Raw genomic sequence first — 26,807 nt, forward strand, 5'->3', positions numbered from 1 at the left:
CATCTTATGTTGTGTCTGAATCTTGATCAGGACTGGGGCACGGTCCGCACCCAACATCCGAACTGCTTCAACTCTTCCATGCGGCAAGACCATACCAACTCTCCGTTGTACAGGGTCATGTCGGGGCAGCCGTCACACATGTTCTGCAAGCCGTTCTCCAGAAAATCCACGGGCTGAATGATCATCACGGATTGGTAGTGCAGTCCCTTGAACAGACGAACAGGATTAGCCAGCGTGGACGTCAGATAGTGTGCGGCAGTCGAGCGCACGCCTGAATCGATGGCAGAGAGCAGCAGCATCGTTCTTCCCATGCTCGTCAGGCGCGGTTGGGCGTATGCAAGATACCGCCCTTTGAAGAGGTGGTAGGAAGTCTGAATTGCTTCCATGAACTTGGGACCGACGTATCCATACATCTTCTCCTTCGTGCCGATGCGGCCTGTGAGAAGCCACTTGAAGGAATTCGGTTTCTCCGTCCCATTCAAGTAAGCACAAGGCGTGAAGTCAGGGAAGCGCTTGCGAATTTCCGCGACCACATCCGTGGATTTTAGATCTATCTTGCGCTCGTGCGTTTCGCTATACACCAGCTTCTTGCGGTCAATCTTCTGCCCGCCGGCATACCAATCGAACGGAAGTTGCGGCGCGGCTGCACGGTAGAGGATAAACACCATCACGTGCACAATGTCTATGTGTTTTGCAGCCCAGTCGACGAGTTCGGGCGTGTAATGCAGCGTGTCTTCGTACACCGTCGAGTTGAACGCACAGGACAGCCCGCCGACTTCCGCAACCATCTCCGCATATTGCAGACGTAGCTCATTCATGTCCAGTTCGTTCTTGCCTCTCCACTTTGGCCTTCCTTGCTTGCTGTCGATGTGAAACGTGAAGCCGTACACGCCTGCATTCTTCAGGTCCCGCAAGAGTTCCTTCGTCAATGGCCCACCGTTGGTATTGATAATGGGCTTCAACCCTTTTGCAGCGACCAGCCTTACGATATCGGTAATCTGCGGATGCATCAGCGGGTCCCCGCCGGCGATTGAGATGCCGTCGGAGTTGCGCAGCTCATGGAAGAGGTCCACTTCCTGCGATACGACATCCAACGACTTGTGACTGTTCCTGAGGTTCTCACGGTAACATCCATCGCACGCGAGATTGCACGCTGATGTTGGCTCAAGCCACGAGATGGCGTTGTCGGGTAACGACCAGGGCAGACGGTAGAGATCACGGTGATTTACAATTGCGTTGTTCGTCATGGGGAGTACTGTCCTCCTCTTGCTGGTGGTAATTGTGGTTTGATTTTTTCTTATCTACTCCAGAACTGAGTTTTCCACTTTTTTTCCCGAGTGCACGAGTATTCTATGCTGCTCCAGCATCTCCTTCAAAGCACCGGCCTTGTTATGGTTCTCATCGTTTGCTGTAAATAAAGAAGCGTCACGTCTTGCTTTCTGCGCTCGAATCGGTTGATGGTTCGAAGAAGTTCTGGCTTGGTTGTGAGCTTACGATCTCGACTGACGGCTGATGACATTCTATGAGTTCGTTAATTCTTGCTCAAGCGCAATTGCCTTCGGAAAAAGAAGATTGTTTTCAAGATGAACGTGCTGATGAAGGTCTCGTTCAAATTGCTGTAACTCCTGAAAGCTCACACGATACGTTGTGCAAGCGTCTTCGGGGGGAACATAGTTACTGCTTAGAGTTCGTACTTTGTACAGTTCATCGCCCGCTGCTTGATGTTCGGCCTCCATCATTCGAATAGGATTTTGAATGGTACCAAACGGGGAAGCTATTGATGCGCCGTTCGTACGTTTTGCCTCAACAATCGCCTTCATATAGGGAAAGAGCATATGTTCTTCCTTCATCATGTGCTGTTGCAAGTCTGAAGCCACAGCTTCGAAATGACGAGCAATCTCAATTACTTCAGGGTGGTTGTGACCGTGCACCATGGCAACCTTCTGAGTGTGCGCGTAAATGACAGGGGTCATTTCACGCACATACTTGTGGTGCACATTGACTATATGGTCAACAAGTTTGTCGATTGGCCACTCAGAGTACTTGAGCGTTTCCTCGGGTAACGTCTTTGTCAATTGCTCGAGCTCAGCGAGCACCAACTCTGCATTGATGTGTTTTTCTGAGCACGCTTCTTTGATGGTGACCCCGCCTTTACAGCAGAAATCCAGTGAGTATTTTTCGAAGATAGCTGCTGTCCGATAGTCGCGTGTAACAATTGATTTGATTGTCGTGTTTTGCAGTGCTTCCATTGATTTATTTTCCTTTCTGATTCGTTGATGTCTTTTTCCAAAGAATTTTTCGCTCATCATCGAGACTAAGAGGATCCTCTTTGGAGTCTGTTGAAATATGCGCCGCTTGCTCCACCACTAGGGCCGATCCAACAAAATGAATAGACGAAAATCGGCAGTAACTGCATGTTGGATACGGCACTGTGCCCCTTTGCTGTACAAACAATTAGTTGGAGGGGCACTAGCATCCCACTGCACCGATTGTCGGGTTGAACCGGCTTGGATTATTCTGCGAGAGCGAACAATAGAGCGGTAGACCGTTTGTATTTCCCATGATTCCCGTGGTACCTCTCGTCGGCTATTCCTGTACTCTACTTGAGCTTGATCATCTATCCATCAAATCCTTTGCACGAACCCACTGCTCTGCCGTTCCATTAAACAGAATTTGCAGCGCGTGGCCAGGGAGTCAGACCGGGCTTGTCGTTCAGAACCTTCTTCAGCTTGACCAGCGCTGTCCTCTCTTATTCTCCAACGCCAGAGTCACCGATCGAAGACCATCAGATGCTTCACATCAATGCGCGCTCGATTGCGTTGGGTGTAGTCCCAACAGAACACTGCCGGGACTACCGAAGAAAGACACGTTTTGACCCTACAAGATCTCTCAATAGGAGATACTGCCTTCCAGGTTGAGGATAAAATCCCCCGTTGTCACCTGCACACTCCCCGATGGTGTGCCGCTCCCTGTCGCGTGTGCGAACCTGCCTGTTCCTCCAGTGAACGAAAAGCTGCCCGTGAGTGCGAATACAGTCGGATCGGCACTCGGCACTAAATTGCCAGAGTACGTCCCGGATAACCGATCGCCGTTGGCCGCCGTGTACTCGAACTCCCCGTTACTAAATGCACCTGTTGCAGGATTCAGGCAATGATGCTGAGACCCTGCCAGTCGTCCCAAGTGCGTGGCGGTTCCTTGAATGGTAAGCGCCGTAAGAAGCAAACCAGGACATTGTGGACTCGGCACTGGTGGTGTACCGCTTCCGCGAAGCGCTGCTCTAAATGGGACGAACTTCGCAAGTGGGGCCAATGTGCCGTTGCCATCGCTCGGCGCGACGTCTGATGGTGACTCGTGCGCGCATCCGATCCACGCGAAGGACGCACACGCGACAAGGAAGAGAAGTTGTTTCATGATACCCTCCATTTGATTTTGAATGAACTTATCACAGGGAAAATTCCGATGTCGGTCAAGGCACCTACCTGACCAACAACATCTTCTTCACCTGATTGAATGAACCAGCCATGAGTTTGTAGTAATATACACCGCTCGCCACATTGCCCGCATCCCACGTGACCGAATACCTGCCCGGCGCTTTCACCTCGTTCACGAGTGTGGCGACTTCACGGCCAAGAAGATCGTAGACCTTCAACAACACCCTCACCCCTTTCTCCCCTCTCCCTGAGGGAGAGGGGTCGGGGGTGAGGGAATATCGAATCGTTGTAGTTGGATTGAACGGGTTCGGATAGTTCTGCTCAAGCCTGTATTCATTCGGCAAGGCTGATCCCTGATCGTCGCCGATTCCCGTGGCTTGGTTCTGCAACTCAAGCGTATCGTCTATTGTCCCGTTGTTGCCGATATCAACATAGACGATGAGGTCGCCGTGGGTGATGTCGCTCCAATCAGGAACGAAGATGTGCGACGTGTTTGCGGGTAAGGAGACATGAGAACGAACAAACCGGCCGAGTCCTGTTCCTGTGGCATGATGAAGCTCAATATCATACTCTTTGGCCGGGCCGTAGGAGATGAGTTTCAACCTGTTGCTATCCGGGTTCTCGATTCTCACCGAGTCATTCTGCGCAAGCTCAAGCGACCGCAGCGAGAAGAGTTTCTCTTGCGCGGTTTCATTGATGATAGTGACGAGACTTGCGGACTTCACGAACTGGTCGGGATTCACGACTGACACGCCGTTGTCAAAGAACAACCTGTCCGTTTGATTCTGTGCGGCGTTGCTTCTTGTGTAGCTAAACACCTTGTTGCCGGTTGCGAAGAGCGCCTTGACGGTATCGGCGGTGAAGTCACTCATGCTGACGGAGTACCTTCCCGTGGGAAGCACATACCCATACGGCGGCGTTTCACTTCCGTCCATCATGATAAGCGGCGTTGAGCCGGGAATCTGCGCATAGACAGTGTCGTTGTCATAGCCCGTGATGTTCCCGACACTGTCTCTGATCCGTGTTGAGGCAAATACTGAACCGAGAATCTGAAGCTGCGTGTCGGCAAGAACGAAAGGCGAGTGTTGAATGCCTTGCTTCGGCAGTATCGGGTCGACCAAATAGTCCACCGCCGGATCCATGAGAAAGATCCCGGTGTTCCCTCCCCAGGTGGGCCAATTCGGGGTGAACCAGGTTCCACTCCCGCCGTTTGCTGCGGTATCAAGCCAGATTCGGGCGTCGGAGGTGGGAAATGTATTATCGTAGATACTTACATGGAAGAGGGCTGGATTCACCGGGTCACGATCCACGCGATACGGCAAAACGGCGTGTCCTCCACTCCCACTGTTCTTCCGGATGGTCAACGTTCTGGGAACTCCGGTATCCTCGATCAGCATCTCCTTCAGCTCGTTCAGAGTTTCTGTCGGCGTCTTTCCCATTCCTACGCTAACTGTGTATGTGATGTGAGGATCTCCTATCTGGTGAGTATATAGCTCATTGACGACAGTCTTGACGCCCGGAGTAGACGCCAGCGTGACAGGCTCCAGGAAGGGGGGGAAGTTGGGATACGTGCTTTGAAATTGTTGCCTGTAGGAAAAGGCAAGCGCATTTGATACTGCTATTCCAAAACAGGAGCCGAACCACCGTTTCTTCAGGGCATTCCACCACGCAAGAGCAGTAGGTGAGTAGATCCCCAATGTGGTGCTTACATAACAGGCATCAACACTGAACGTGTTCACCCACGATACCCAGTCGGGAAACTCTGCCGAGATCGCCGCTGCAAAAACAAAATTCCCCTGCCACTGGGAATACTGACTATTGATAAATGGGTCGGTCCCTTGATAGTCGAATTGCTGATACCATGCGGGCGGGAACATATCAGACCGCGTATTGCTGAATGCCCACTGATCCTGCCCGGGTCTGAACGGCTCATACTGTCCGCTGCTGTCGCGGGTCAGGACGTATCCTTTAATCTTGAACACCTCGCTCGTGTCCACGATGCTCTGTGCATTAAAGTCCATGATCCGTATCATGCATTTCTTGGAGAGGATGTCACGGGGAATATCCCATACATATCTTCCCGTGTCACCGCTGGCTACGTAGTCCACCACATCGAACGTGGTTCCTCCATCTACGCTGTAGGAGATTTCCAGCACCTGATCCCGTTTGCCACCACTCCATGTGATCGTGTCTTTCTGTCCGGCGATCCATCGCCTGTTTGCGCGAGGCTCCGTGATGCGGAGGCCAGGCAACCTGACCCACCATCCCTCCTGGAAACCACCGTGGTTCCCATATCCAACGATGACAGAACCCGAACTATCCACTGCCGTGGCACTGGTGAGCGTCCACCCTGCAATGTTGAGGTTATATTCATTCTCCAGCACAGTCTGAAGATCCCGCGCACCGGAATCCGGGTCCCAGATGAATGCCCTTGTATTTCCCAATGTGCCGACGATGGTGTTGCCATCGGCAGATACGTCGAAGGCACGACTGGGACTTGTTACACCCTGGAGAACTTCCCATCCACCTGCCTGCGTCCATCGCGCCGCAATGGGTGACCCACCAAGGGTGGCGGTAAGCGAACCAACAATGACCGCTCCACCTTCCGAGACACCGTTTGCCGTGCTCCCGTAGTAGCCACCGGTTCCCAGCGACTGAAGCCCGCCACCATTGATTCTCCTGAATGCAACGGAATAGGGTTCAGTAGGACTATAGTACAATCTATCATCACCAACAATGACCGAGCCGTCTGGTGATATGTTAGTCGCAACACTTGAATTGCCTCCGGCGAGATAACCAAGGGGTTGCGGTGAACCATTAATCCACATCAATGCTTCATAACGATTGTCGGCATTGCTCCCCATTCCCACAATCACTGAACCATCATCTGAAACTTTACGCGCCCATGCAAAATTCCAGTTTTGAGGTATTGCGAGGACGGTGAGACTTCCCCCTACCCAACGAATTGCATTAGCTGGATTATACCCGACTATAAGAGAGCCGTCGCCTGAAACACCTTGTGCAAACCACGATTGGTTTTGATAGACAGGAAGAGCAACCATTCCCCCAGATTCAGTCCATCGAAACGGGTTAATTGAATTCCCTTTAACCACCCGACCATCAGCAGATACATTGCTAGCGTTGCTGATGGTCGACCCCGGCAGAAATCCCAAGCCAACGAACCTTGCAGTATCCTGAGCGGTAAGCGCGGCGGGAGAGAACAAGAGACCGAAGACAATGATCTTCCACCGTTCGGCAGGAACGATGTTAGCACACGCACGATTCACGGCAAACCTCCTCCTGAAAATTCTCATGGTTCAGATTTATCTCTGCTGCTCCTTACTTCAAGACAACCAGCCCTTTCACATCCACGAAACTGCCACTGTGTAGCCTGTACAAACTGAACGCAGGTTCGCAGCCAATTCGATTTCAGATATTTTTATCTGCAATATCTGAACACCACATTCGCTATGACAACAAGGTGCGAGACAAGAAAATAAAATCACGGCTGTTGCGGCGACGAATCATCGTCCCGACTACACAACTATTGATTCACTTAAGAGCCTTCTGCAAGCACTGTTCGTTTCCGATAAAGTTCGTAGAGCAATGTGTTATTAAGGAAGCTCTGTGTGCAAGTTCTTTCGAGAGGGGATTGAGAATGGTTGTAAGAACGCAAGCAAGCATGATAATCAGACATAATGCTCTCAAATATAGCAAGTGGAATCGTTCATGTCAAGAGGCAATCGCGAAAATGACCTCGGAACACCAGTCAGAAGCCAACGCCCGGGGAGCCTGATCGTACGAACAAGGCGCCAAATAACAGAAACTTGGCAGTTATGAGTAGACTTTGCTTCAGCGCAACCAGCTTGCGTGTGGATACACAGCCTGCTGCCTTCCGCCACTTACTTCGTGCTAAAGGCATCCCACCAGCTTTTTCAGAAAGGAAAGAGTCGTCTAGCAGCAGAAAGGTGATCGTGTCTGCATCACGGACATGCGTTATAAATGTGTCAAGAAAAGCGAATAAAATGAACATGAACATCCAGGCGGGACTGCCTCCCGCCCGGATGTGTGTAGCACTACGCCGCTTTCTGTCGGGCAAGATGTGCGTTTCGCTCTTGAATGGCCCTCTTGACCCTGTCGGCTTGTTCCGCGGTAATACGCTTTGCGTTCAAGCCTTTGCTCATGCTCTGCTCAATCGAAAAGAGGCGCTCTGCGGTTGCCGCATGTTTGACGGCGAACAGCATGGCATTGGTTTCCTGTTCTCCGGGCCTGTGGCCGTTGTTGTCGAACAGATTAGGTTTAGAGGGTAGAGCAGGTTGAGGATGAGGTTCAGGTTGAGAAGCGGACGGACGACTGGAGACGGGGGACGGGTTAGTTGATCGTTGTTGGCTGACAGTTGATTCTGCTGTTGTGTTTCGGTTCAACCATGAACCAATCTCTTGCCCGACTCTCTCATCGGGTTTGCTCAGCACGCGCCCATCGAACAGGCTGGAGCGGTCTTTGCTTGACAGCGCATTGTGATTCAGGTCGAGGTCGAACACAATGTCGAATTCGTAATCCATTCCCTCACGCTGAATCGGTGCAAGTCCGACTTTCTTCGGTACGGCCTTTCCCTTGTCGTTCTGCTCAACGATGTAATCCATTTTTGAACGCATGGTTGCAATGACGTGGAGCTTCGAGCGAATCATCGCCTCGACGAACGCGTTATGCTTCGGTGTGAGCTTACGCCATGCGGTAAAGCTGTTCATACCGCCATCGGCGAGCTTGCCTTGCGTATCGAGCAAGCCTCCCTCCCCGGCCCACGCGTGCGAGATGCTGTCAAGAATCAGCACGGCATAGTTTCCCTGCTCGGCAGCTTTGATGGCGTTGATGTATTTGTCAATATCGAACGGCGGTTCGATGTTCAACACATCGAAATCGATCCGGTCAGCGTAGAGGACGCTGGAGTTGTTCTCGGTATCGATAAGCGCAAGTCTCCCGCCGTTCGGCGTAAGTCCACCGGCAATCTTGAGTGCAGTCAACGTCTTGCCTGAACCCGACGGACCGGAGAGACCGATGCGGGCTTTCTTGGTGACATACTGTGCCTTCTTGAATTGAAGGATGGAGGGTTTGGGGAATGTGGTTGGGGTGTTCATGGTGGTGCTCCTTTGATTAAGGTTGAGGATTAGGTTAAGGTTGAGTTGCAGAGTCCAGTTGGTTAGAAGCTTACTTGAAGCGTGACTCCACCTGAAAGAAACTTTGCCGGATAGATTGGTTCGCCGGATTCATCCTTCATGGGATCGGTGATGCTTTCAAGGAACTTCTTGCGGGCTTTCAGCTGTGCATCGATCTCTGCCTTCTTCGCTTCGAGTTGGGTAACGAGCCTGTCGTTATACTCGAACTTCTTCGGCAACTGCTTGAGTTGTACCCGTGCGCCAAAGATTTCGCAATTGGAATCGTGCACGTCAACGATTGCATGCTCTTTGACCTGTGCGCACGCGATCTCGAGGATTTCAATCACGTTGCGGATGCGGACAAAGGCCTCGAGCGAGGATTGCTCTTCGAGCAGCCGGCTGATCAAGTGTGTCGCATACTCCGTGAACTGCGGTTTTGGTACAACTCGCCGAAGTATTGCGACCTGGTCGGTTTCGATGAGTTGCGGTCCTGCAACCTCGGCAGTTGCGATATCCTGAAAGAACTCATCGTGGTGGTTGGTGTTGGGCATGGTGTCCTCCTAGGGTTAAGGTTAAGGTTAAGATTGAGGTTTAGGTTTAGTGTTTGTACACGCAGCTTCTGCGGCGGCGTTGCGTTGGGCGATTTTTGCATACCGGCGCTTGCGGTCTTCCCGGTATTCCTGCTCGGTGGCAGGGCAGACTTTGTTTTTCGCAATGGAGACAACAGTAGAATGGAACGTGACATATTGAATGGTGTCGCCGTTGTCGCGATAGAAGAAGCCGAGCACAGTTTTGCCTGATATGCGCTTGATGGGTTGATAGGGTTTGAACATTGTTGCACCTGTTGTTGCTGAGACCGCCGCCGCCGATAAGCGCCCCCGAAAAAGAAAAGGGGAAAAGAAAAAGCGGGGGTTGTGGCACAACGGCAAACGAAAAAGGCAAGGGCGCGTTTACGACGACCGCCGGAGCGAAGCGCAGGCGGGCGGAGTGCGTTCACTTTACCCTTGCCTTTTTCCTCCTGAGCACTAACTAAGATGTTTGCCGTTGTATCTTGCGCCGCTTTTTCTGCTTTTTCCCCCTTTTCATTTTTTGCTTGGGGGCGATCCATACGGGGAAATTCCAAAGTGGTTGATCGTTGATGGTTCAGAGTTGATGGGGTGATGACCGGGGATGGAAGACGGAAAAAGGGGTGACGCTTGAGGGCAGACGTCGGACGTCAGCGTCAAGGGGCTTGGCGTGACTTTGGTGTGAAACTGATCGTCTATCGAAATATCAATGAGGCGGCGGCCAAAGGCATGCCAAGCCTATAACATGCTGAGGGCCGCAAGTACGCCGAGCGAAGTGATGAGGGAGGCGTTCTTGCTCATGGCTTCTTGTGGGAAAGGCGGCAGTATGTGACCCGCAGTGAATCGATTCATTTTCAACAACTCACTCGCGGGCACTTTCTGCCGCCGTGCGGCTGGCCTCGTGCCAGCAACGTTGTGGCGGTTCATTCAGTGCAGTTTGTGTGACGGGAATGAGACGAAACTATGTTGCAACAGGGTCTTTGGAGAAGCGGCAGGATATTTAGGGTTGAAGCTATATCCTTATAGATGATCTTGAGATGGCAACACGCTGCCGCTGTGCACGGGGATATATGCGCACGCACGCGCAAAGACCTTTTTCATGGCTTAGCAATGTTTGCACACTTACTATGTATTATGGAGTAGGCTGTGCATCAATGACTCAGTGGGCCCCTTCCCGTTGCAGGTAACTTTGTGGCGGCGTGCCATTCTTAACTTCAATGTTTCGGAGCACGGCAAGACGACACAAATTTGCTCCAGAGGAGCTTTGGGAGAGGATGCTTGGTGCAACCGATGTCGTCGTCTTTTTGTCAGCGAATTGTGACAGTCTATCTGTGGTTGGATTACTATCAATGAGCTCGACGAAGTGTAGCGGAATACGAAGGCAGGTGTTCTTGTAGAAGGTTTGGGAAGAGGCGGCTTTATCCGTCTTGAGTTTTATGAGCAAACGGGATTGCTCAACTCTGAGTCGACCAATTCCAATGAGACGGCCCTTGATCTGTGTCAAGCCAAGGTGAGGCAGCAGAATCTTTACTTACGTACCTCCTTGTTCTTTGCATTCAAGGCTACGGAGAGCTTCTCAGCCAGAGTATATCCAGTTTTCGGAATCTTGTGGCGGTCGCGGTGATTTTTGCATGCTCTTGCGTGCAGACGGTAAAACAAACAAGACTCACCGGTACAAGTGTCATTCGGGCAATAGTCGATAGGCATTTTCTCTAGCCATTCAATTTCGGTTAGAGCGATGCCAAGTAAGTTGTTCATTTGAATCTTGCTTGGAATAAAATCCTTCGCTTTGGGTGACCCACAAATTAAGAGACTGTCGGAGGGATGAAGAAACCACTTATGCATCATGCCCGGCAACCTTAGTCGTTGATAATCGGGGGTGGTCTTTTCTTCGATACATTCAGCTATGCGAACTTTTTCAGCCAGGCTCGGCATCGAGAACTTGTTAAGCGGTCCCCTACGGTTTAACAAAAGAGAAGTTGCACCGGAGAAACCATCGCGGTAGATAATTAGATCCGCATGCACACGAAATCGTGCTGCTTTGATGACCATCCCATTTGTGGACACTACACTAGCGATGCTTACATTCCTGACCTTGTGAACGATTCCTCTATTGTCAAATTCTTCCAAGGCATTTGCCCACTGTTTTTCTCTTTCCCAAATTGCATCCAACCAAAAATTAAATGTTCCAGTAATGCGCTCTTGATTGCCTTCTTCGCGAAACATCAGACCAGCAAGCAACGCGGGCAAAGAGACCATTTCATCTAAGGGATCTGGAGAGAAAGCAATTTCTGGATTCTCAATCAGTCGACGGTGCAATTCACGAATGGTAACCAAGGTTGGTTCTGCACTTCCAACCACTGAACCTCGGTCAAGCAGATATTTCCCTATCAATTCCTTCAGCAACAATCTGCTGTCTGGAGCATTCTGTGAATCTGTTTTTTCTTTTCTCTCTAAATACAATGTGATAACCTCCAATACGTTCATACCCTCATGTAAGAGGCGGTACGAATCGGAACCGTAGAGCAATTGGAGACCACTGAGAATAGTCGGCAGTGTTCCTAAATGGTGGACATAATCTCTAGAGCGGATGCTTTGCCCGGTGGTATCCTGCAGGCGTGTATACTGAATTAGACTTCGCCAGGCTGGATCGTCGCTTATGCCAACCATCTCCGCTGTGAGATCTGCCGCGCAGCGATCTTGTTTTTCTTTAGTGACTTGATTCTCAACGGGATGCGAGTCCAGCCGCCCGCCACCAACGTCGACTGCAAGTATGCCTTCTTTTTCCAATTCCTCAGACGACTTTCCTTCAGGGAGCTTTCCGGCAGGGCAGAACGCAATATCTGCCGTTCGCGCACCCGGAAACTGCGCTTCGCCAAAACGGCGCAGGACAAGTGTGGAGAGCATAGCATCAAGATCCGGGGACTCATGAGTGAGAATACACCTTATGGGAATCGGTCTCATTTGTTTGCCCATTTCATCTTATCAAGTATTGGTGGACGGATATCCCTGACTTGAGGAATAAATCTCGGCTATTGAGTGTGTCCGGCGGCTCCATGCGACCAGTGCGATTGTCTAGGAAATTCTGCAAAAGGAGAGTTAGGAATGACGGTGATGACCGCCGAGCCTCTAACAAGTAGCTTAGTGAACCGTAATCTCTTAGCGCGACTGCTAGCCCTGTTGAAAAAATGATCGAATTTGAGTCGGATTCACTTTCGGGATGATAAGAATTGCAATATTTCTTTAAGAGGTCGACGAGGTTGTCAAACCAGGCTTCCTCACTGGGCCTGCCAGTAGGTCGTTCGTGCAACCGCCCAGCCAGAAAACTCATGCACAGCCTTAGCACTTCGATACGCCGTCGCCAAGCTCGGTCTTCTTCCACAGATCCGAGATGATAGCCTGCTTCCTCAAGATGTTCTTGGACCTTTTCTTCGTTTTGCGAAACAAAATAGAGACACGCAAGCAGATAATGGAGCCGACCGACTTTCAATGTTGGTTTTGTTTTGACTTCACGAATCCAGTTTTCAATCGTATCGACGGTGCTGCCTAATTCTCCTGGGATGTATTGCTCAAGGGGATTTGTTGCTCTTCCCATTGTAGCAACAGCGTGATTCTCCATATCTTGTTTCCAATCCGGCCAATACGGCTGCAAGAACAATTCGAAGTGACTACCAAGGCGTTGGACAACCTCCTCAACAAGTTGAGTATAATCCATATCGGCGCCGCTTCGTCTGGCGGCAATGATGCGCCCGAGACCCGCATTCAGTGATTCTGGAATTCTCTCGTGTGTGTAGTTGACCATAGCATAGATCACTTTCCAATCTATGGAGTGTTCTTGATGGGATCGGTGAATATCTGCATACTCCTCAACGGACAAAAAATACTCTATTGCAGCAAGAAGCACCAGTGGATCCTGATCCTCACGATAAAGCTGCGGGTTCATTATGATTCTTGCTGTTCCCGACAGGAATGACGACCAATCATCCCGTGAAGCTTCCGGGATGACAGCAAACAGATGCAACTGTCGCAAGGGTGCAGCCAAGAAACGCGCTACAGCTGTCGCTGTTGTGCTATTAATTGGAACAAAGAGTTCTGACAGTTGGCTTCCAAAGGCCAGCCAGTCGTATTCTGAGTGCTTCGATTGTTTGCGACGATCCCAGAGATTTGTCCAAACCAATTCGGCCCATGCCGGAAAAAATTTACAGCATGTGTCCCAAGCCACTTGTTTACGATGAATCATTGAACTTTGACTGCGTACTGATAAGTGCCTCTTCTTCCCGATCATGAACTGGCTCAGACGTACCTCATCTCCAGTCTCTAAGGGTTCGTGAAATTCACTCTTGACGTAGTTCATGGCAACCATACCATACGATTGCTCGTAACGCACTAATAAACAGTCTGGATGTTTAGAAACAATTTTGGCCACGAAGGTTTCGTTTCGTCCAGCATCGTCAAATGTTGGTACACGGCTCAAGAGGATCCTTCCTTCTGAGGGACTCCATTCACGAAGAACGCAGCTAATGGCCATATTCTTCTGCAGCTTGCCTTTTCCGAAATAGCCATAAATCAGCTCGTCGTACAGAATGAAAGTGACAAATCCAGGAAATTGTATGAATGCACCTTCTGCACAGGCTCGCTTGACAATTCCAGGTAGTAGAGATGCCACACCAAAAGTTTGAACTCTTTCACTCAAATATTGATCGTAGCTTACTTCAATCGTGCGATCAGCGGCAGTGATCAGCACAGGGATTTCAAGGTTCTTCAAGTTGTCAAGGTTAATGTTGTTTCTCGAGAGACACTTGGCTTCTTGATTTGGCAAGAAGCCTGTCAAAGCGGCGTCTTCTTCGAAAACCACGCGATAACCATTTTCAAGAATCTCCTCTATTCGCACTCTTGCCAACCTACCAGTTCCCCGAACCGCGTCTTCCTTGACCTCATGCTGCAACCCGACCTCCACCCGAGTGATTTGAAAGACCCCATGTTCGCTATAGCGCAAGCCTTCATGCGCAACCATCAATCGCCCATGTAAGCGATCCCCGGGCTTAAGCCAAAGAAAGCTGCTGCGTTGTTCCGCAGGAAGCGCGCTGAGTTGAAGCAAAAGTCGTTCTTCTATCTTCTTATGGTTTGTGTAAAACACAGAGAAATAGTTTCTACTAATTCCCCACTTTTCGAAAACGAAAGAAGCGTCTTTAATATAGCCCTCACGATTAGGGTGAGGCGGTTGAGCGCTCTGTAAGAAGATCTTCCAGAGCCAGCCATCACGAAGGAACATTTCAATTTCCAACCGAAAGGAAATATTGTCGAATCTTACGACATGCGCGATGATGCGATCGCCACGGCGCAGATCTTTGATTCTCTGCGGACGGTCGAAGCGCGATAGCGGAATGCGATAGTTCATTCCTGGGACACGTTCAACAAGGATAGGTTCGTCAGACTTCGCAGTGTCTTGAAGCATCGTGAACACCAGACGTTTTTCGTTGGGGTTTTCTAAAAAGAACTGATCCAATTCCCCCACTTCCCGCGGAGTACTTCCGGTCAGAGAAAGCTTGGAGGAATTATCGTGCTTAACCAAAATTGCGCTATGCCATTCTCCGACATTAAAATTGAGGGTGCCGGGATGCATAACCGGATGCATCGGGCGAGTCAAGCCGAAGAGTGACAACGATGAGTTGGAAGTAAGATCAGGGAACTTGAGATTTCCTACAGGTCCGTTTGCGGGTCGAACTCGCCAACCGGTGTTGTTACCTTCAGGAACGAGAAGCTGGATCTCAATCTCGTATTTTTGGTGCTTATCACTATCCCAAATGCGGAAAACGAAGGCTTCCTGCTCTTTATCAAAGTGTCCGAAAACTACGGAAAAAATATCCTGATCGGATACTTTTTCCGTCAAGATCTGAGCATCCTCGAGTGCTAGGAAAGCCTGAACATGCTGCAATTGGATGTGCCTTTTCGCAGCTTCTCCCAAGAACCTAATCCGCCATTTTTCTCTCTCATTTGAGAGATGGCAACGAAAGACATGGTTTCTTAAGCTATTGAGTGTTTCGCTTAGTGAACGAACGGGCAGAGCTCGAAGGACCAGCTTGTTGTTATCAGAGAACGCAAAACTGAACATTCCGTCAATGAATTTCCAATTGAAGTATGATCGACGTTGACCCGGAGTGATTAGTATATCATCGACCGAAACCCTGCATATGACCAGAGTAGCTGTCTCAAAAATATACGAGCGATTGTCCTCTGAAATCCTGATGAGGCATGCTTCGCCCTTGTCAATACCAAACTCCGCATTGAGCTTTCCGTTGCGATTGAGGTTCTGAGGAATGCCCTGACAGAGACTGAGTTTCACGAGTTTCTTCTCTGTATCGACACCCATGACACGAAAGCCACGCACGAGATTCCGATTAGCCCGGGATTGATAGTACTGGTAATCGCGTCGTGATACAACATGTGAGATATCTCTATAGGGCACCAAGAAAGTAATATCGCTATCGTAATTCCAAGACTTAATCCGAAGCCCGTCTTTTCCAGCAGACTGTACTCTCCCCCAGACGTTGAAAAACTCATTCTTCGTCTTCTCTTTTAGAATCGAGTCTATTCCAGGGACGGTGGTGCTATCAGCAACTGGAACGAGATCTCCATGGAGCTTTGGAATACCGGATGAACAACTCATCCAAATTCGCTCGGCTCGGACATCAATCCGCGCCCGCGTTCGATAGTGTGAACCGCCGCCAACTAGTCTTCCGTTCATAGATCGGATCCCTGGAGGCGTGACTCTCACCAGCCCGTCTTCTGATATCACAAGTCCTTTCAGTGGCTCTTCTTGTGCAAGGATGCTCCTAATGCCGCCACTTTGGACTTGGAGATTATGCACAAGAAGAACGCGGTTCAGCTCGCGACCAGGTTTAAGACTCACCGCATCGCCTGCATAAAAATGAGTACGCCCGAAATCCTCGAAGCATTGACGCGCTATCCGCAAGCATATGCCGGGTTTTCGTTCGATCCAAACGTATCGGTCATATCCCTTTTCCTGATAACCAATGTAGATGCCGTTTGCCGGCAGCTTCAGCCGCTCAACTGACTGTATAGTTTCTTCGGGACTATCGAGAAGTAGAGAAAACTCCATTTCTCCTCTTTTTTCATTTTTCCCAACGTAACGAGCCTCCACGACAGTATCGCACGGAAAATCCTGAATCGTGATTTTCGGATTGTACGCAAGTTGGTCTTCATTAATTACGAAACTTTCGCGCGTCGTCCAATGCGATAGATTCAACCAATTTCTCCAGTCATCTCTAGACGAACCGATGACTTTGAGATGGTACCAATCACCCACTTCGAATTTACGGAATTCATCTATGAGGGGGATAACCAGAGGGACACTCTCTCGGTAGCCTATGATCTTGGCTCGAAGCTTCAGAACCTCATCAATCTCCCCAAGATGCAACAGCATCTCGGAGTCGACCTTATCCCACTCTAAGATTGCAGGAACTGGCCGTTCCTCAAATTGAGGCTCGATGATTTCTACTGTTTGTGGTTTATCGGACCAAGGTTTTGAAGGCTGAGCAATAATGGTGACGCGAGCTTCAAGTTCGAACTTCCCATGCAGATCATAGCGATAAGGTGCTATCCGTCTAAGCTTCAACACACACTCACCCTGCTGCTGCCAAGGGCGATTGTCCCTTTGGTTCACTTGAGGCAAGAGCCATTGGGCCTCGAACGTCTCGCCACATTTTGGGGGATAGGCTGTGAGCAGCGGATGATAGTTGAATTCATCCTTGTCCACCATTCTCTCCGCGCTAAGCTTACAAAGAGTTCCAGGACGTACAAAATGGTCGGGATAGTCTGATTCAGGTAAGGAAGTATGTACTTCAAAAAGTAGATCATTCTTGTCGAGATTAACAAAGGTCAGTTTGAAAGGAGCCGTTCCAAAAAACATGGCCAATTTTTCAGCGCCCCAAACAGGTTTGCGCCGCTTGAAAGAGAAGATAACCTTTGCACCTTCGGCAGGTCGAACAAGGCAAATCTTGATCCGCTCTTGTCGTTCCTCCAGGAGTTTAATTACTTCAAGCGTATTCTGCAAATTTGCCCAAGAAACCTCTTCCCTTGAAACCTCGAATGGCAAATGTCCACACAACACTCGAACATTGCCTTCCAGATTGATTGCATCAAGAGCGACTTCCATTTCGAGGTTATCCCTCACGTTGAGCAAAACTTCTTTTAGCGAAGCTATGAGCGCTCTCTTTGAGAGAATCAGGTCACCCGCCTGTTCGCGACCAGCGACCATGAACAAATGAAGTTGGCCTAGATTACCTAGCTTTTCCGTTTGTGTTTCACCGATCTCAGGCTCCGACCAGATCCCTTTGGGATAGCTTGCGCCTAAGTCGACAATGAACTTCTCGCCAGAGTTCGTTTCGCACAACCGTTCGATGCTTCCCAGCACACAATCCCCAACACAAATTTGTTTGTTGCTTTGAGGTTCTGTGTTAAGATGTAAGTTCTTGATTTTGTCAGCTATGGCTGAGGGGAAATCGGCTCTATTCGTCACTACACGCCACACATTCCGCAAACCCATGACCGGAGATGCAAAAACCACATTCCGATGGTGATGCAAACTTTCTTGAGTGAGTAGTTTAACAGTGCCACCTTCAGCAGTGCCTACCAAGGTTTCCTCGAAATCAAGCTGGGCTAGGGCACTTGCGAGTCTCGAACTGACTGCCTCGGACTCGCCAGTGCGATCCGATTGCCCTTCTGGGGGAAATGGCAAATGATGTTCATTGGCGAATTGGGACGCACGTAGCAAGCTCAGCCACGCGAACTTGGACAGTTCCGCATCTGTAAGCTCTGTTTCGCCACGCAACTCTTCATATAGATAATACGCAGCTTCTCCGCTCAGGTGCTGACGCACATATTTGTTGAGTCCCCCATAGAGAAATCCGTAATGAGAGTTGGTACGCTCATCTTGGAGCATGCACCGCAACAAATCTAATAAATTTTGGATCTCCCGAACCGGCAACTTCATGAGTACTGGTACGCTTTCGATCCAGCGATATTCCTTGATGTCACTAATCAGATCGAGGGGGGGGTGCCTATCTTCCAGAGCAAAAGGACAATTTTGATAAGGCATCTTGGGGTGGTTTGTCGCTAACTCAAGCCAAAGCGTCAGTTTTCGCGCGCGCACCGTCTCTTCATCAAATGCCTTCTTCAAAACCATCGCGTCCTTGATATGGCGGAGTTGCGAATCCTCATTCCTGAGTACAATCAATTCGTCGTCAGTCGGAATAAACCGGCTCAGATTCTCAGAGAGATCAAGCTTTTCTATCAGGAACGAGAATTGCACGAACCGCTTGATCATCGTTGCTCGATCCGGTGCTTGACGTAATGCGTCTCGTAAAATGCATCTGAGTTCTTCAATTAATTCTGGCATTAAAACTTGCCGCTCGTCCAAAAGTTCGTCTTCTGGAGTGAGAAGCATATTCCATAGATGCAAAAAATCCTCCATTTTGAAGCCAGACACGGAACTCTTGTAGCATGCTATGCTTTTTCGTAATATTGGATTGCGATTCCACACTTCGCCCTTTCCAATGTAGAGCGTCACCAAGTTGTTGGCGACATACCTGCTGTTGTACCTAACGAGATCATTCCACTTCTTCGGGTTGAGACTGCGGCATTTCCCCATGACTTGCATAACATGGTTTTCGACAGCTTTTCGCGAGCGTCCCAAGGTCAAGAGATGCTGAACGATTTCTTGACACTGCTCAGATTTGAACTGATCGAAGTTACGCACTAAGGCAAAGTGCCACATCTGCAATGTGTAGCTGACGGATTCGCATTGTAACCCCGCATCGAAAAACTTCCTTAGCTCAAACAACGAATCGCAAGCACCGATTTCTCCAAGTGCTTTGATCGCGTTCTGGCGGTTGGCGTCCTTACATTGGTCAGGCTTGTTTCTGTAGTCATTCTGCTGCCGAATGACACTCTCCAGCGCATGGATCAGTCTGATCCTGTTTTCCCGAGTCTTTGCAAATGCCTTCTCAAGATTCTCACCATCAGCAACGGACCTTATCTTCCATTTCTCGAGCAAAGCCTCCCATTGTTCCGACGACCAATAGCCATCATGACATCTTTTGGATTGTTCGACCAAGCCGTCGCTCATTCTTTCATCATGGAGCATATTGCCGATGATGGAGCGGGCAGATTCATACAAGGGTGTCGCCCATAACAGCCTAGCGCTACGTATTCCAGATTCAATCACCTGATAGTAAGCGTGAGGATCGTTACTGTACTCGAAATCTTTGTACGGAGGCGGTTGGATTAGCTCCAGCGCGACGTCAAAAGCCGAAGTCGTTTCGTCCTTTGGCAGACCCGTTCTTCCGAAGAAATCCAGAATTCTCCGAAGAACGAAAGGGTCTAAGTCCATTTTGAGAAGACTGTGTAATTGTTCGCCCAACTTAGCATTAGGGAATTCGCTCTGGAAATCTTTTTCGATGAAATCTACAAAGCGCGATCTGCTCGTATCTCCAACATCGGCCGGTAAGCTGAAAATCCCAGACTCGGTCCCGAGCCATAGGAGATCAAGGCCGTGCCGGTGATTCGGCTGAAAATAGCTGGGTGCCTCCCGGGAGCTTATCCCTTTCCTAGGTGGTTCTCCTTGCTCCAGCAGATCTAGTCCCTTGCGTATAATTTTTTTCAAGTTCTGCGGTAGAGGGTTGGCATAGAAAGTTTCGAGATCGACACCGACATATTCCCAACGTTCCGGAAATCTCTCACGCATAATTTGGGCAGCCCATTTCCTTATTTGCTCCTCATGAACAAATGACCCAGTGACAAGCCCTAAAAAGTATTCGCGTTCATCGGGGTTTGTCATCTGAGCCAAGCAATCTTCCATCTTCTGCATCCCGCGCAGTTGCACTGCAGACCAGGGGGAAGTCAAATACTCTTTGACGGACTTGATTTTATCAATTAGGCTAAGAGACTCGAATCTCGCTAGGCGCTTGTTCTTTGCCATGTGTTAACCTCTGCATTCTGCGTATGTTGTAACTTATCCATGAATGATCTGAATGATGTGCGTTGTTGCTCTGTAGGCAGCTTCGTCAGAATCCTCTCAAGTACCTTGATGTGAGCGGAAACTCGCGCGACAGCTTTAGCTTCCTCAAGGTTAATTCTTGTACGAGACTCAAGGAAAAAGTTTGCCACTTTGTCCCTGTGCGTTAGCGAAACTTCCGGCATCTTTGCAAGGCTTTTCAAAAGTTGGATGGTCGAAAGTCTGCTGAGTATGGCTAATTCTTTCTCATTTTCCCCTCCTTGGTGATAGCGTGTCAACAACGCAATAGCCGCACGTAAGCGCAGCAGAGGAACTTTTCCAGTAGCGACAATGTCTTCCAGTTTCGAAATTTCACCACAGGCAATAAGATGCTGGAGTATTCTATCCTTTACAAGTGGAGCTACTTCCTTATCGTAGAAGGTCGTAAGCCAACTAGCTGCTTCAGTAAGACTCGTGGATTGCATTAAGTCAAGTGCAACCTCTTTCAAATTGTTGTCCCGACGATCTTCCCCCAGTTCGCACAGTTTTTGAATGAAGGTCAGTGATGCAAATTGGCTCCAGCCCCGCAAAGCATAAAGTAGAGCAATTGTCCTCTGCGGATCTCGCACGTAAAGTCTCTCGGGCGCCTCCAGAATATCATTCATCCAAGTTTGAATGATGTCCCGTTGATTAGGTTCCAGACAAAAGAAGGAAAACGCGGAAAGAATTCGATTGATAGTGGCCGTGTCAAGAGAATTTCGATATTCGAAGCACGCCTTGACGGCTTGCTCTGCTGCATTTTCGATCGGATATTGTTCGATGATGCTTAACCACTCCTCCCAAAGTCGTGGCGAATTCCCATAGAGATCGGAACGGAGTTTTTCGGCGCCGTTAGAATGAAAGAGTTCACGCAATGATTGATGACGTCGTATCAAGTGATCAGAAAGCAGGTCGCACAAAGCAGGCGGTATCTCCTGATTCCCAAGAGCGAGATCGTCAAGCGTCATTTCACGTTCGCGTGTACTTTCTTCCCGTAACTCAGGATAGGTCTTCATCATATGGATGAGTTGGTCCCATGTCTGCTGATTCGCGTTGGATTGGGCTGAAACTCTCCATAAGAACTTGATCGCTATGCTGGCTTGATCTGAAGAGCGGATGTTTCTGAAGCGTTCGAAGCATTTTGAGACGACCAGATCCCAATCACGGCTATCCGATAGCCTTTCCAAAAAGAGTATTGCCAGCGACCAGAAATTGGGATTCTCCGACAACGCAGCGACCCCACCCGATATTTGGGCACGATTACCAGACCAAATGGTCAAGGCTGCCTCCACCACCCAGTAATTGAGCATGAACGGAAAGGAAATGGTGACCGTTGAGAAATCTCTTTGCAAAATGTCCTTCAAGACAACAGGGCCCAATTCTGGGAACGGGAATTCCCTGCGTTCGGCCTCAAAGCTCTCTGCGTCGATTTTTCCGTTCCAATCCTTCCATGTTTCCGGAGGGGAATTCAACCACTGTCTGGCGAAGGGTCTGATTATCAGCAAATCGACTTCTTTTATCTTTTCGTTACGTCGAAGACCAGATGGCAACACTTGTTTGAGAAAGCCATGGCTGAGTTCACGCAAGTAGTCAATATCGGACCCACCTTCAGCAGCACTTTGGTAATAGTTCAGCAACAGGTTCAAACCGAACAAACTATCCTTAGGTAGTGGAGATGAAGGCGACACCCAGAAATTATACAAGCTACCCCACTTTTCTCTAAGGAGACTGCGCTGAGCACGCAAATATTGCCACACTTCCGGAATCGATGGGGGACATATCGACATTTCCCGCCAGTTCTTGAGTTCGCCTCCGTGTTCTCTAAAATCTTTGCTGCGCAGACTGAGCCAAACGCGATTTGCCCGTCCCTCACGTTCATTTTCATCACGCAACCGTCTTAGCCAAGCCGGCAATAGCCTGTATTTTTCTTCGGCAGGATCAATCTCATCCAAATACAACCACAGGCTACCCTTATTCCAGCAATACTGGAGAGTTTCAAACTCTGGCCACAATGCCGATCTAAGAATCGTGAATGGAGGTCCATCGTTCGTGTCAAAGTCCTTGATCGCAGCAAAGCTCACTGGCAAGGGCCAATGTGTCGGATTTTGCTGTAGGTACAAAAGTTCCCGTACTACATGAATCATGAGTGACGTTTTCCCACTGCCGACGTCGCCAGTAATAATTGCATAAGGACTGTCGCATGCCACTTCCAAGGGTGACAGCCTCTGCTCGGTGAGATGCAGAGGACAATAAGGCTGCCCTGGAGTCTCCAGGATCGGATCCTGTTCCCATGCTCTCGGCCCTCGGTTCCAGTACTTCCTTATTGCGTCTCGAATTTCGCCACTGGTTGGATCTTGCCGTTGTTTATTATCTAATTTGCCTCCGTATTCATGCGCAAATATGTCCTTGATTCGAGAGAATTTGGGATAGTCTGTGTTATAGAGATTGACTATTTTGTGCAATAGATCCTTGGCCGAGAGAATATGCTTTTTAGGATCGAACCATTGGTATTTGCTCTTTTTCATCCTTGGGCGATCAAGTTTGAGAATAAGAAACCGAAGTCCGTTGGTGAAAGTTTTGTCATGCTGATACTTGACAAAAGCCTCTAGCGTGTCTCTTATTTTTGTTCCATCAGTTCTCGATGTTATTTGAAAAGCAACCTTACCTTGTGTATTATCGCCCAAGTCAATAGCCGGAAAATTTGCTTGTTTCTGGTTGAGGTTTTCCAGTCTCAGATCAAAGATCGTATTTAAGACATCTTTGCATAGATCTTCAGAAAGTTTGTTGATATCGAAAAAGTTTAAGGCATTCTGCGAATCAATTTCGCTGAGCCATTCCATCACATATTTCGATATGGTTTGTATTTCGGTTTGCTTATTCATGCAAATGACAGATTTGGAGCGAACTCAATAGTTGGTCATTGTGTCAACCAATCGTTTGACGAGTCATCTTCTGACTGGCCCCATTGGATCATCCGTTTGTCCACATGCCTCTCCCACTCACCAGATTTCAACGATACTGTTCTCCAAAAAAAACGGCAACCCATTTTTGCGATCGGCCAGTTATTCACGCTTCAAAGTTCAGCGCTGACTGACTTTCCCAACTCTAAGATGGCGTGTGCCAAAACAAATCTCCCTGCTTGAGTATGTCCGCGCGTTGACATTATTTCGGCAAGCCCGAGATGCGCCGACGCGACAGAAACGCGCAAGCGATATTCCCAGTTATCCCAATCTCCTTCTCTTTGCTCTTCAATCTTGTCTAATGTGTACTGCTCGACCCTTTTTCTTCTGAGCTCCGCAGCCTTGGGAATATCACTAAGATGAATATCCAGGACCCACCTGCTTTTTCTGGATGGCGGGATCCATCTGCTGTGGCAGGACTTGGGATTACGCGCGACCCATCCGACAGGTTGCATCCAATGTAACAGTTTTCCAAAATCATAGATTGGGTCGGACATTCCGATAAGAGGATTTGGATCTATCAGGAAGCATGAGAATCCATGACCGCGTTTGCGGAACAGGATATTCCCCAAGTGGGGATCCCCGTGCACAAGATTCATTCTCAGTTTGGGAAGATCCGCCTGTAATCGTGCCTTGACAGTCTTAAGTGTATTGTTCAGTGGAGGCACTTTCTTACCATTCACATAACCAGGCTCAGACATGATTGAAGAAAGCGCTTCGTCTGCCTTTAATATTGCACGCAGTTTAGAGTCAATACGTTTGGTGTAAGGATCAACGCTGGTGCCTATCCGGGACTTAATTCTGACAGTGGTCTTGTGAACATTCTTGATGGCGCTAATGGCCTTGTCTACTAGACGGTTCAAAACAGCTACCTCCGTTGCTTCATTGTAGAGGTACTTGGAAAATGACTTGAACTTTCTCATTTGTTCCATCAATAAAACAAATCGAACATCATCTAACACATCAATGTGCAGCACGTCGGGGAATGTCCTTGGATATTGGCTGTTGACCAACTCTATGAGAGCCTTATGCAATTTCAATTCATCAGTCCCGAGTTTTACTACCGTATGCACATCAGTTCGCACCGTTCCAACAAAGTCGGCTTTGAATCCTTCGCCGAGTTGCTCTATCTTTCCTATTCTCACGCAGCTTCGCATGAATTGTTCGGAGAATCCTAATTGTAACACCCGCCTGACTATCGGAACAAAGTCTATTGGGTTGTGTTGAAAATCAGGGGCTTGGATTGAAGATGACAGGTTTTGGAAGCCACGAAGTTTTCTGAGGGCTATTTTGTTGTTGAGCGAAGTGAGGTTTTTTTCAGGTGCGGTCAAGAAGCATTCCCCTAAGTGAGCCACGGAACGGAATGAAACCAGTCGGATATTTCACCCTGCACACCTACCACGGTCAGGGCGTACCGTTCACATGAAGTAGCAGAGAACTAAAAGCCTCTACTAGGCCGTAGGCCAATCGAGCTGACGGAGGTCAGGTTGATTGTGTGTGGTAACTTAGATGATCGCACGGAAAAAGTCAATAGAGCGGGGTGAAGCAAACGCGGACTCGACGATGCTGTGGAGTGGGCATCCGCAGCTGTGAATCGCCATTCTCTCCCAAGTAGGTCTTGGAATGATGGTTTGAGATCAGATTGAGCTGTCAATGAAAAACCTCGACAATTGCTACCGGGGGACTTCTCGTCTTCGGTGCAGCCGGTCGTTCACCCTTGCGGTAAGGTCACATCACGTAATCGTTTACGCCGGTCCCACGTTTCGCGCCAAATGAACAATTCGGTGATTTTGCTTTTTTACCAAATATTCTTATCCTGTGTAAAGGTTGGGAGCGCGCGCGTTAGTAAGGGGATGGGAGCAATACCCAACCGCCCATTCCCTTACTTTTTTTCCTGGGTGTAGGTCGCAAGACTGAATAACGAGGCGTAAGTAGGACGCCTACAAGAGCCATTCGCTCGGAGACCCAGACCTGTCCCTTGCCACTTTTCAAGATTCCATCCGTGGTGAAATGCGGGAATGGCGCGCTGAACTCGGATTTTTGATTTCTCAGTTAGTACAGGACGAAGTCGTTTCATTTCAATGTTTCTAAGATCGTAGAACAAAGAAGTTCCTCAGGCAGCAGACCAAATACGCTATCGTGTGCAGTTCCTGTTCCGGGCACAGCCCAAGGGGTATCGTTCACGCGGTACCCCTTGCTGTTTTGGATTGATGCAGTGAGCACGATCCCTTCAAAAACAGAACCGCCCCGCACGTCTGCGGGGCGCTTCATTTTGCTCTTTGCATTGTACTTCTCATGTTATTTCTAACATCAGTTATACTCCGCAATCGCGGCGGTGTGCACACGGAAGTCGCCGCGCTGTATCTACCTGACCTGCCCCCAATAAACCGTTCCAAGTGTTATCTTGGATAAAAGGAGGCAGCAATGAGCAAACAGAGACATACGGCAGAGCAAATCATCGGCAAACTTCGCGAAGCAGAAGTGTTGCAAGCAAAGGGGATGTCGATGGAAGAGGTAATGCGCCAGTTGTGTATCAGTGATGCAACATATTACAAGTGGCGGAAAGAGTATGGCGGTCTTCGCGTTGATCAAGCAAAACGGCTGAAAGAGTTGGAACATGAGAACAGTCGGTTGCGCAAGGTGGTGTCAGATCTCTCGATCGATAATGCCATCTTGAAGGAGGCGGCCCGGGGAAACTACTGAGCCCGGCCAAACGGCGCCGGGCGGTGGAAGAGATTGTGGAGGCACTTCACGTATCCGAACGACGAGCGTGTCGCGTGTTAGAGCAGCCGCGAACAACACAACGTCATCAGGCGTCACGCCGAAGCGATGAGGAACCGTTGCGGAAACGGATTGTTGCCTTGGCGTGTCTGTACGGACGCTATGGGTATCGGCGAGTAACGGTGTTACTGAGGGACGAAGGCTGGCGAGTGAATCACAAGCGCGTTGAACGCCTATGGCGCCAGGAAGGCTTAAAAGTGCCGCAACGACAAGCCCAAACGGAGACGGTTGTGGTTCAATGATGGGTCATGCATACGGTTACGTCCGTTGTATCGGAACCACGTGTGGAGCTACGATTTTGTTGCAGATCGTACGAGTGATGGCAAGCCGATACGGATATTGAACATTCTAGATGAGTATTCACGCGAGTGTTTGAAGATTCGCATCGACAGACAGATGAAAGCAGTAGATGTGATTTATGAATTGTCGGAACTGTTTGTTGAACGCGGAGTACCGGATTACCTCCGCTCTGATAACGGGTCGGAATTTGCAGCGGCGATAGTCCGTGATTGGCTGAAACGACTCGGCGTCAAGACACTCTTTATCGAACCAGGGAGTCCATGGGAGAACGGCTACATCGAATCATTCAACGGAAAAATGAGAGATGAATTATTGAATGGAGAAATCTCTGATACTATTCTGGAGGCACGGGTGATCACAGAACGATGGAGGAAGGCATACAACACGGTTCGACCACACAGTTCATTGGGATACCGTCCACCGGCGCCAGAAGTACACCAATATCTTAGCTTGCCAGTGGCTGAGCAAATTAACTAACTTTACACTGGCACTACAACTGGGGGCAGGTCACTATTTCCGGTGATCTCAGATTGTCGCATAGTTGGCTTCTGCTTCTCATGAAA

At 49.2% G+C, this 26,807-nt stretch carries 11 protein-coding genes and 1 pseudogene; 1 reads left to right on the top strand and 11 read right to left on the bottom strand.

Annotated features, from left to right (window positions below):
- Nucleotides 1-26: 26 nt before the first annotated feature.
- From KF749_02845 to KF749_02895, 11 genes are all read right to left on the bottom strand, one after another.
- Nucleotides 27-1,247, bottom strand: a complete 1,221-nt coding sequence (locus tag KF749_02845) for a radical SAM protein (protein MBX2990086.1) — start codon at nt 1,245-1,247, stop codon at nt 27-29.
- A 273-nt stretch (nt 1,248-1,520) separates the two neighbouring features.
- Nucleotides 1,521-2,249: an iron-sulfur cluster repair di-iron protein gene (gene ric, locus KF749_02850; protein MBX2990087.1), complete on the bottom strand. Its 729-nt coding sequence runs from the start codon at nt 2,247-2,249 to the stop codon at nt 1,521-1,523.
- Between the two features lie 640 nt (nt 2,250-2,889).
- Entirely contained in the window at nt 2,890-3,411 is a 522-nt protein-coding gene (locus KF749_02855) for a hypothetical protein (protein ID MBX2990088.1), read from the bottom strand.
- 64 nt (nt 3,412-3,475) lie between these two features.
- Entirely contained in the window at nt 3,476-6,493 is a 3,018-nt protein-coding gene (locus tag KF749_02860) for a T9SS type A sorting domain-containing protein (protein ID MBX2990089.1), read from the bottom strand.
- 1,014 nt (nt 6,494-7,507) lie between these two features.
- Nucleotides 7,508-8,566 (bottom strand): ATP-binding protein, encoded by a 1,059-nt coding sequence (locus tag KF749_02865; GenBank protein ID MBX2990090.1) that lies wholly within the window; start codon nt 8,564-8,566, stop codon nt 7,508-7,510.
- Nucleotides 8,567-8,628: 62 nt separating this feature from the next.
- Complete coding sequence (locus KF749_02870; GenBank protein ID MBX2990091.1) at nt 8,629-9,135, bottom strand: hypothetical protein; 507 nt, start codon at nt 9,133-9,135, stop codon at nt 8,629-8,631.
- A gap of 27 nt (nt 9,136-9,162) precedes the next feature.
- Nucleotides 9,163-9,417 (bottom strand): hypothetical protein, encoded by a 255-nt coding sequence (locus tag KF749_02875; protein MBX2990092.1) that lies wholly within the window; start codon nt 9,415-9,417, stop codon nt 9,163-9,165.
- Between the two features lie 1,260 nt (nt 9,418-10,677).
- On the bottom strand, nt 10,678-12,057 hold the full coding sequence (locus KF749_02880) for a hypothetical protein (GenBank protein MBX2990093.1): 1,380 nt from the start codon (nt 12,055-12,057) through the stop codon (nt 10,678-10,680).
- A gap of 70 nt (nt 12,058-12,127) precedes the next feature.
- Nucleotides 12,128-20,149: a hypothetical protein gene (locus tag KF749_02885; GenBank protein ID MBX2990094.1), complete on the bottom strand. Its 8,022-nt coding sequence runs from the start codon at nt 20,147-20,149 to the stop codon at nt 12,128-12,130.
- On the bottom strand, nt 20,128-23,085 hold the full coding sequence (locus KF749_02890; GenBank protein MBX2990095.1) for an SMEK domain-containing protein: 2,958 nt from the start codon (nt 23,083-23,085) through the stop codon (nt 20,128-20,130). Before KF749_02890 ends, KF749_02885 begins: the two co-directional genes overlap by 22 nt.
- A gap of 191 nt (nt 23,086-23,276) precedes the next feature.
- The gene (locus KF749_02895; GenBank protein MBX2990096.1) at nt 23,277-24,494 is read right to left on the bottom strand and encodes a phosphotransferase; all 1,218 of its coding nucleotides are present in this window, start codon (nt 24,492-24,494) and stop codon (nt 23,277-23,279) included.
- Nucleotides 24,495-25,587: 1,093 nt separating this feature from the next.
- Between KF749_02895 and KF749_02900 the strand changes: the two are divergent.
- Nucleotides 25,588-26,721: pseudogene (locus KF749_02900) on the top strand (IS3 family transposase).
- The last annotated feature ends 86 nt before the right edge of the window (nt 26,722-26,807 follow it).

It is taken from the genome of Bacteroidota bacterium, from assembly GCA_019637975.1.
Classification (GTDB): domain Bacteria; phylum Bacteroidota; class Ignavibacteria; order UBA10030; family UBA6906; genus CAADGV01.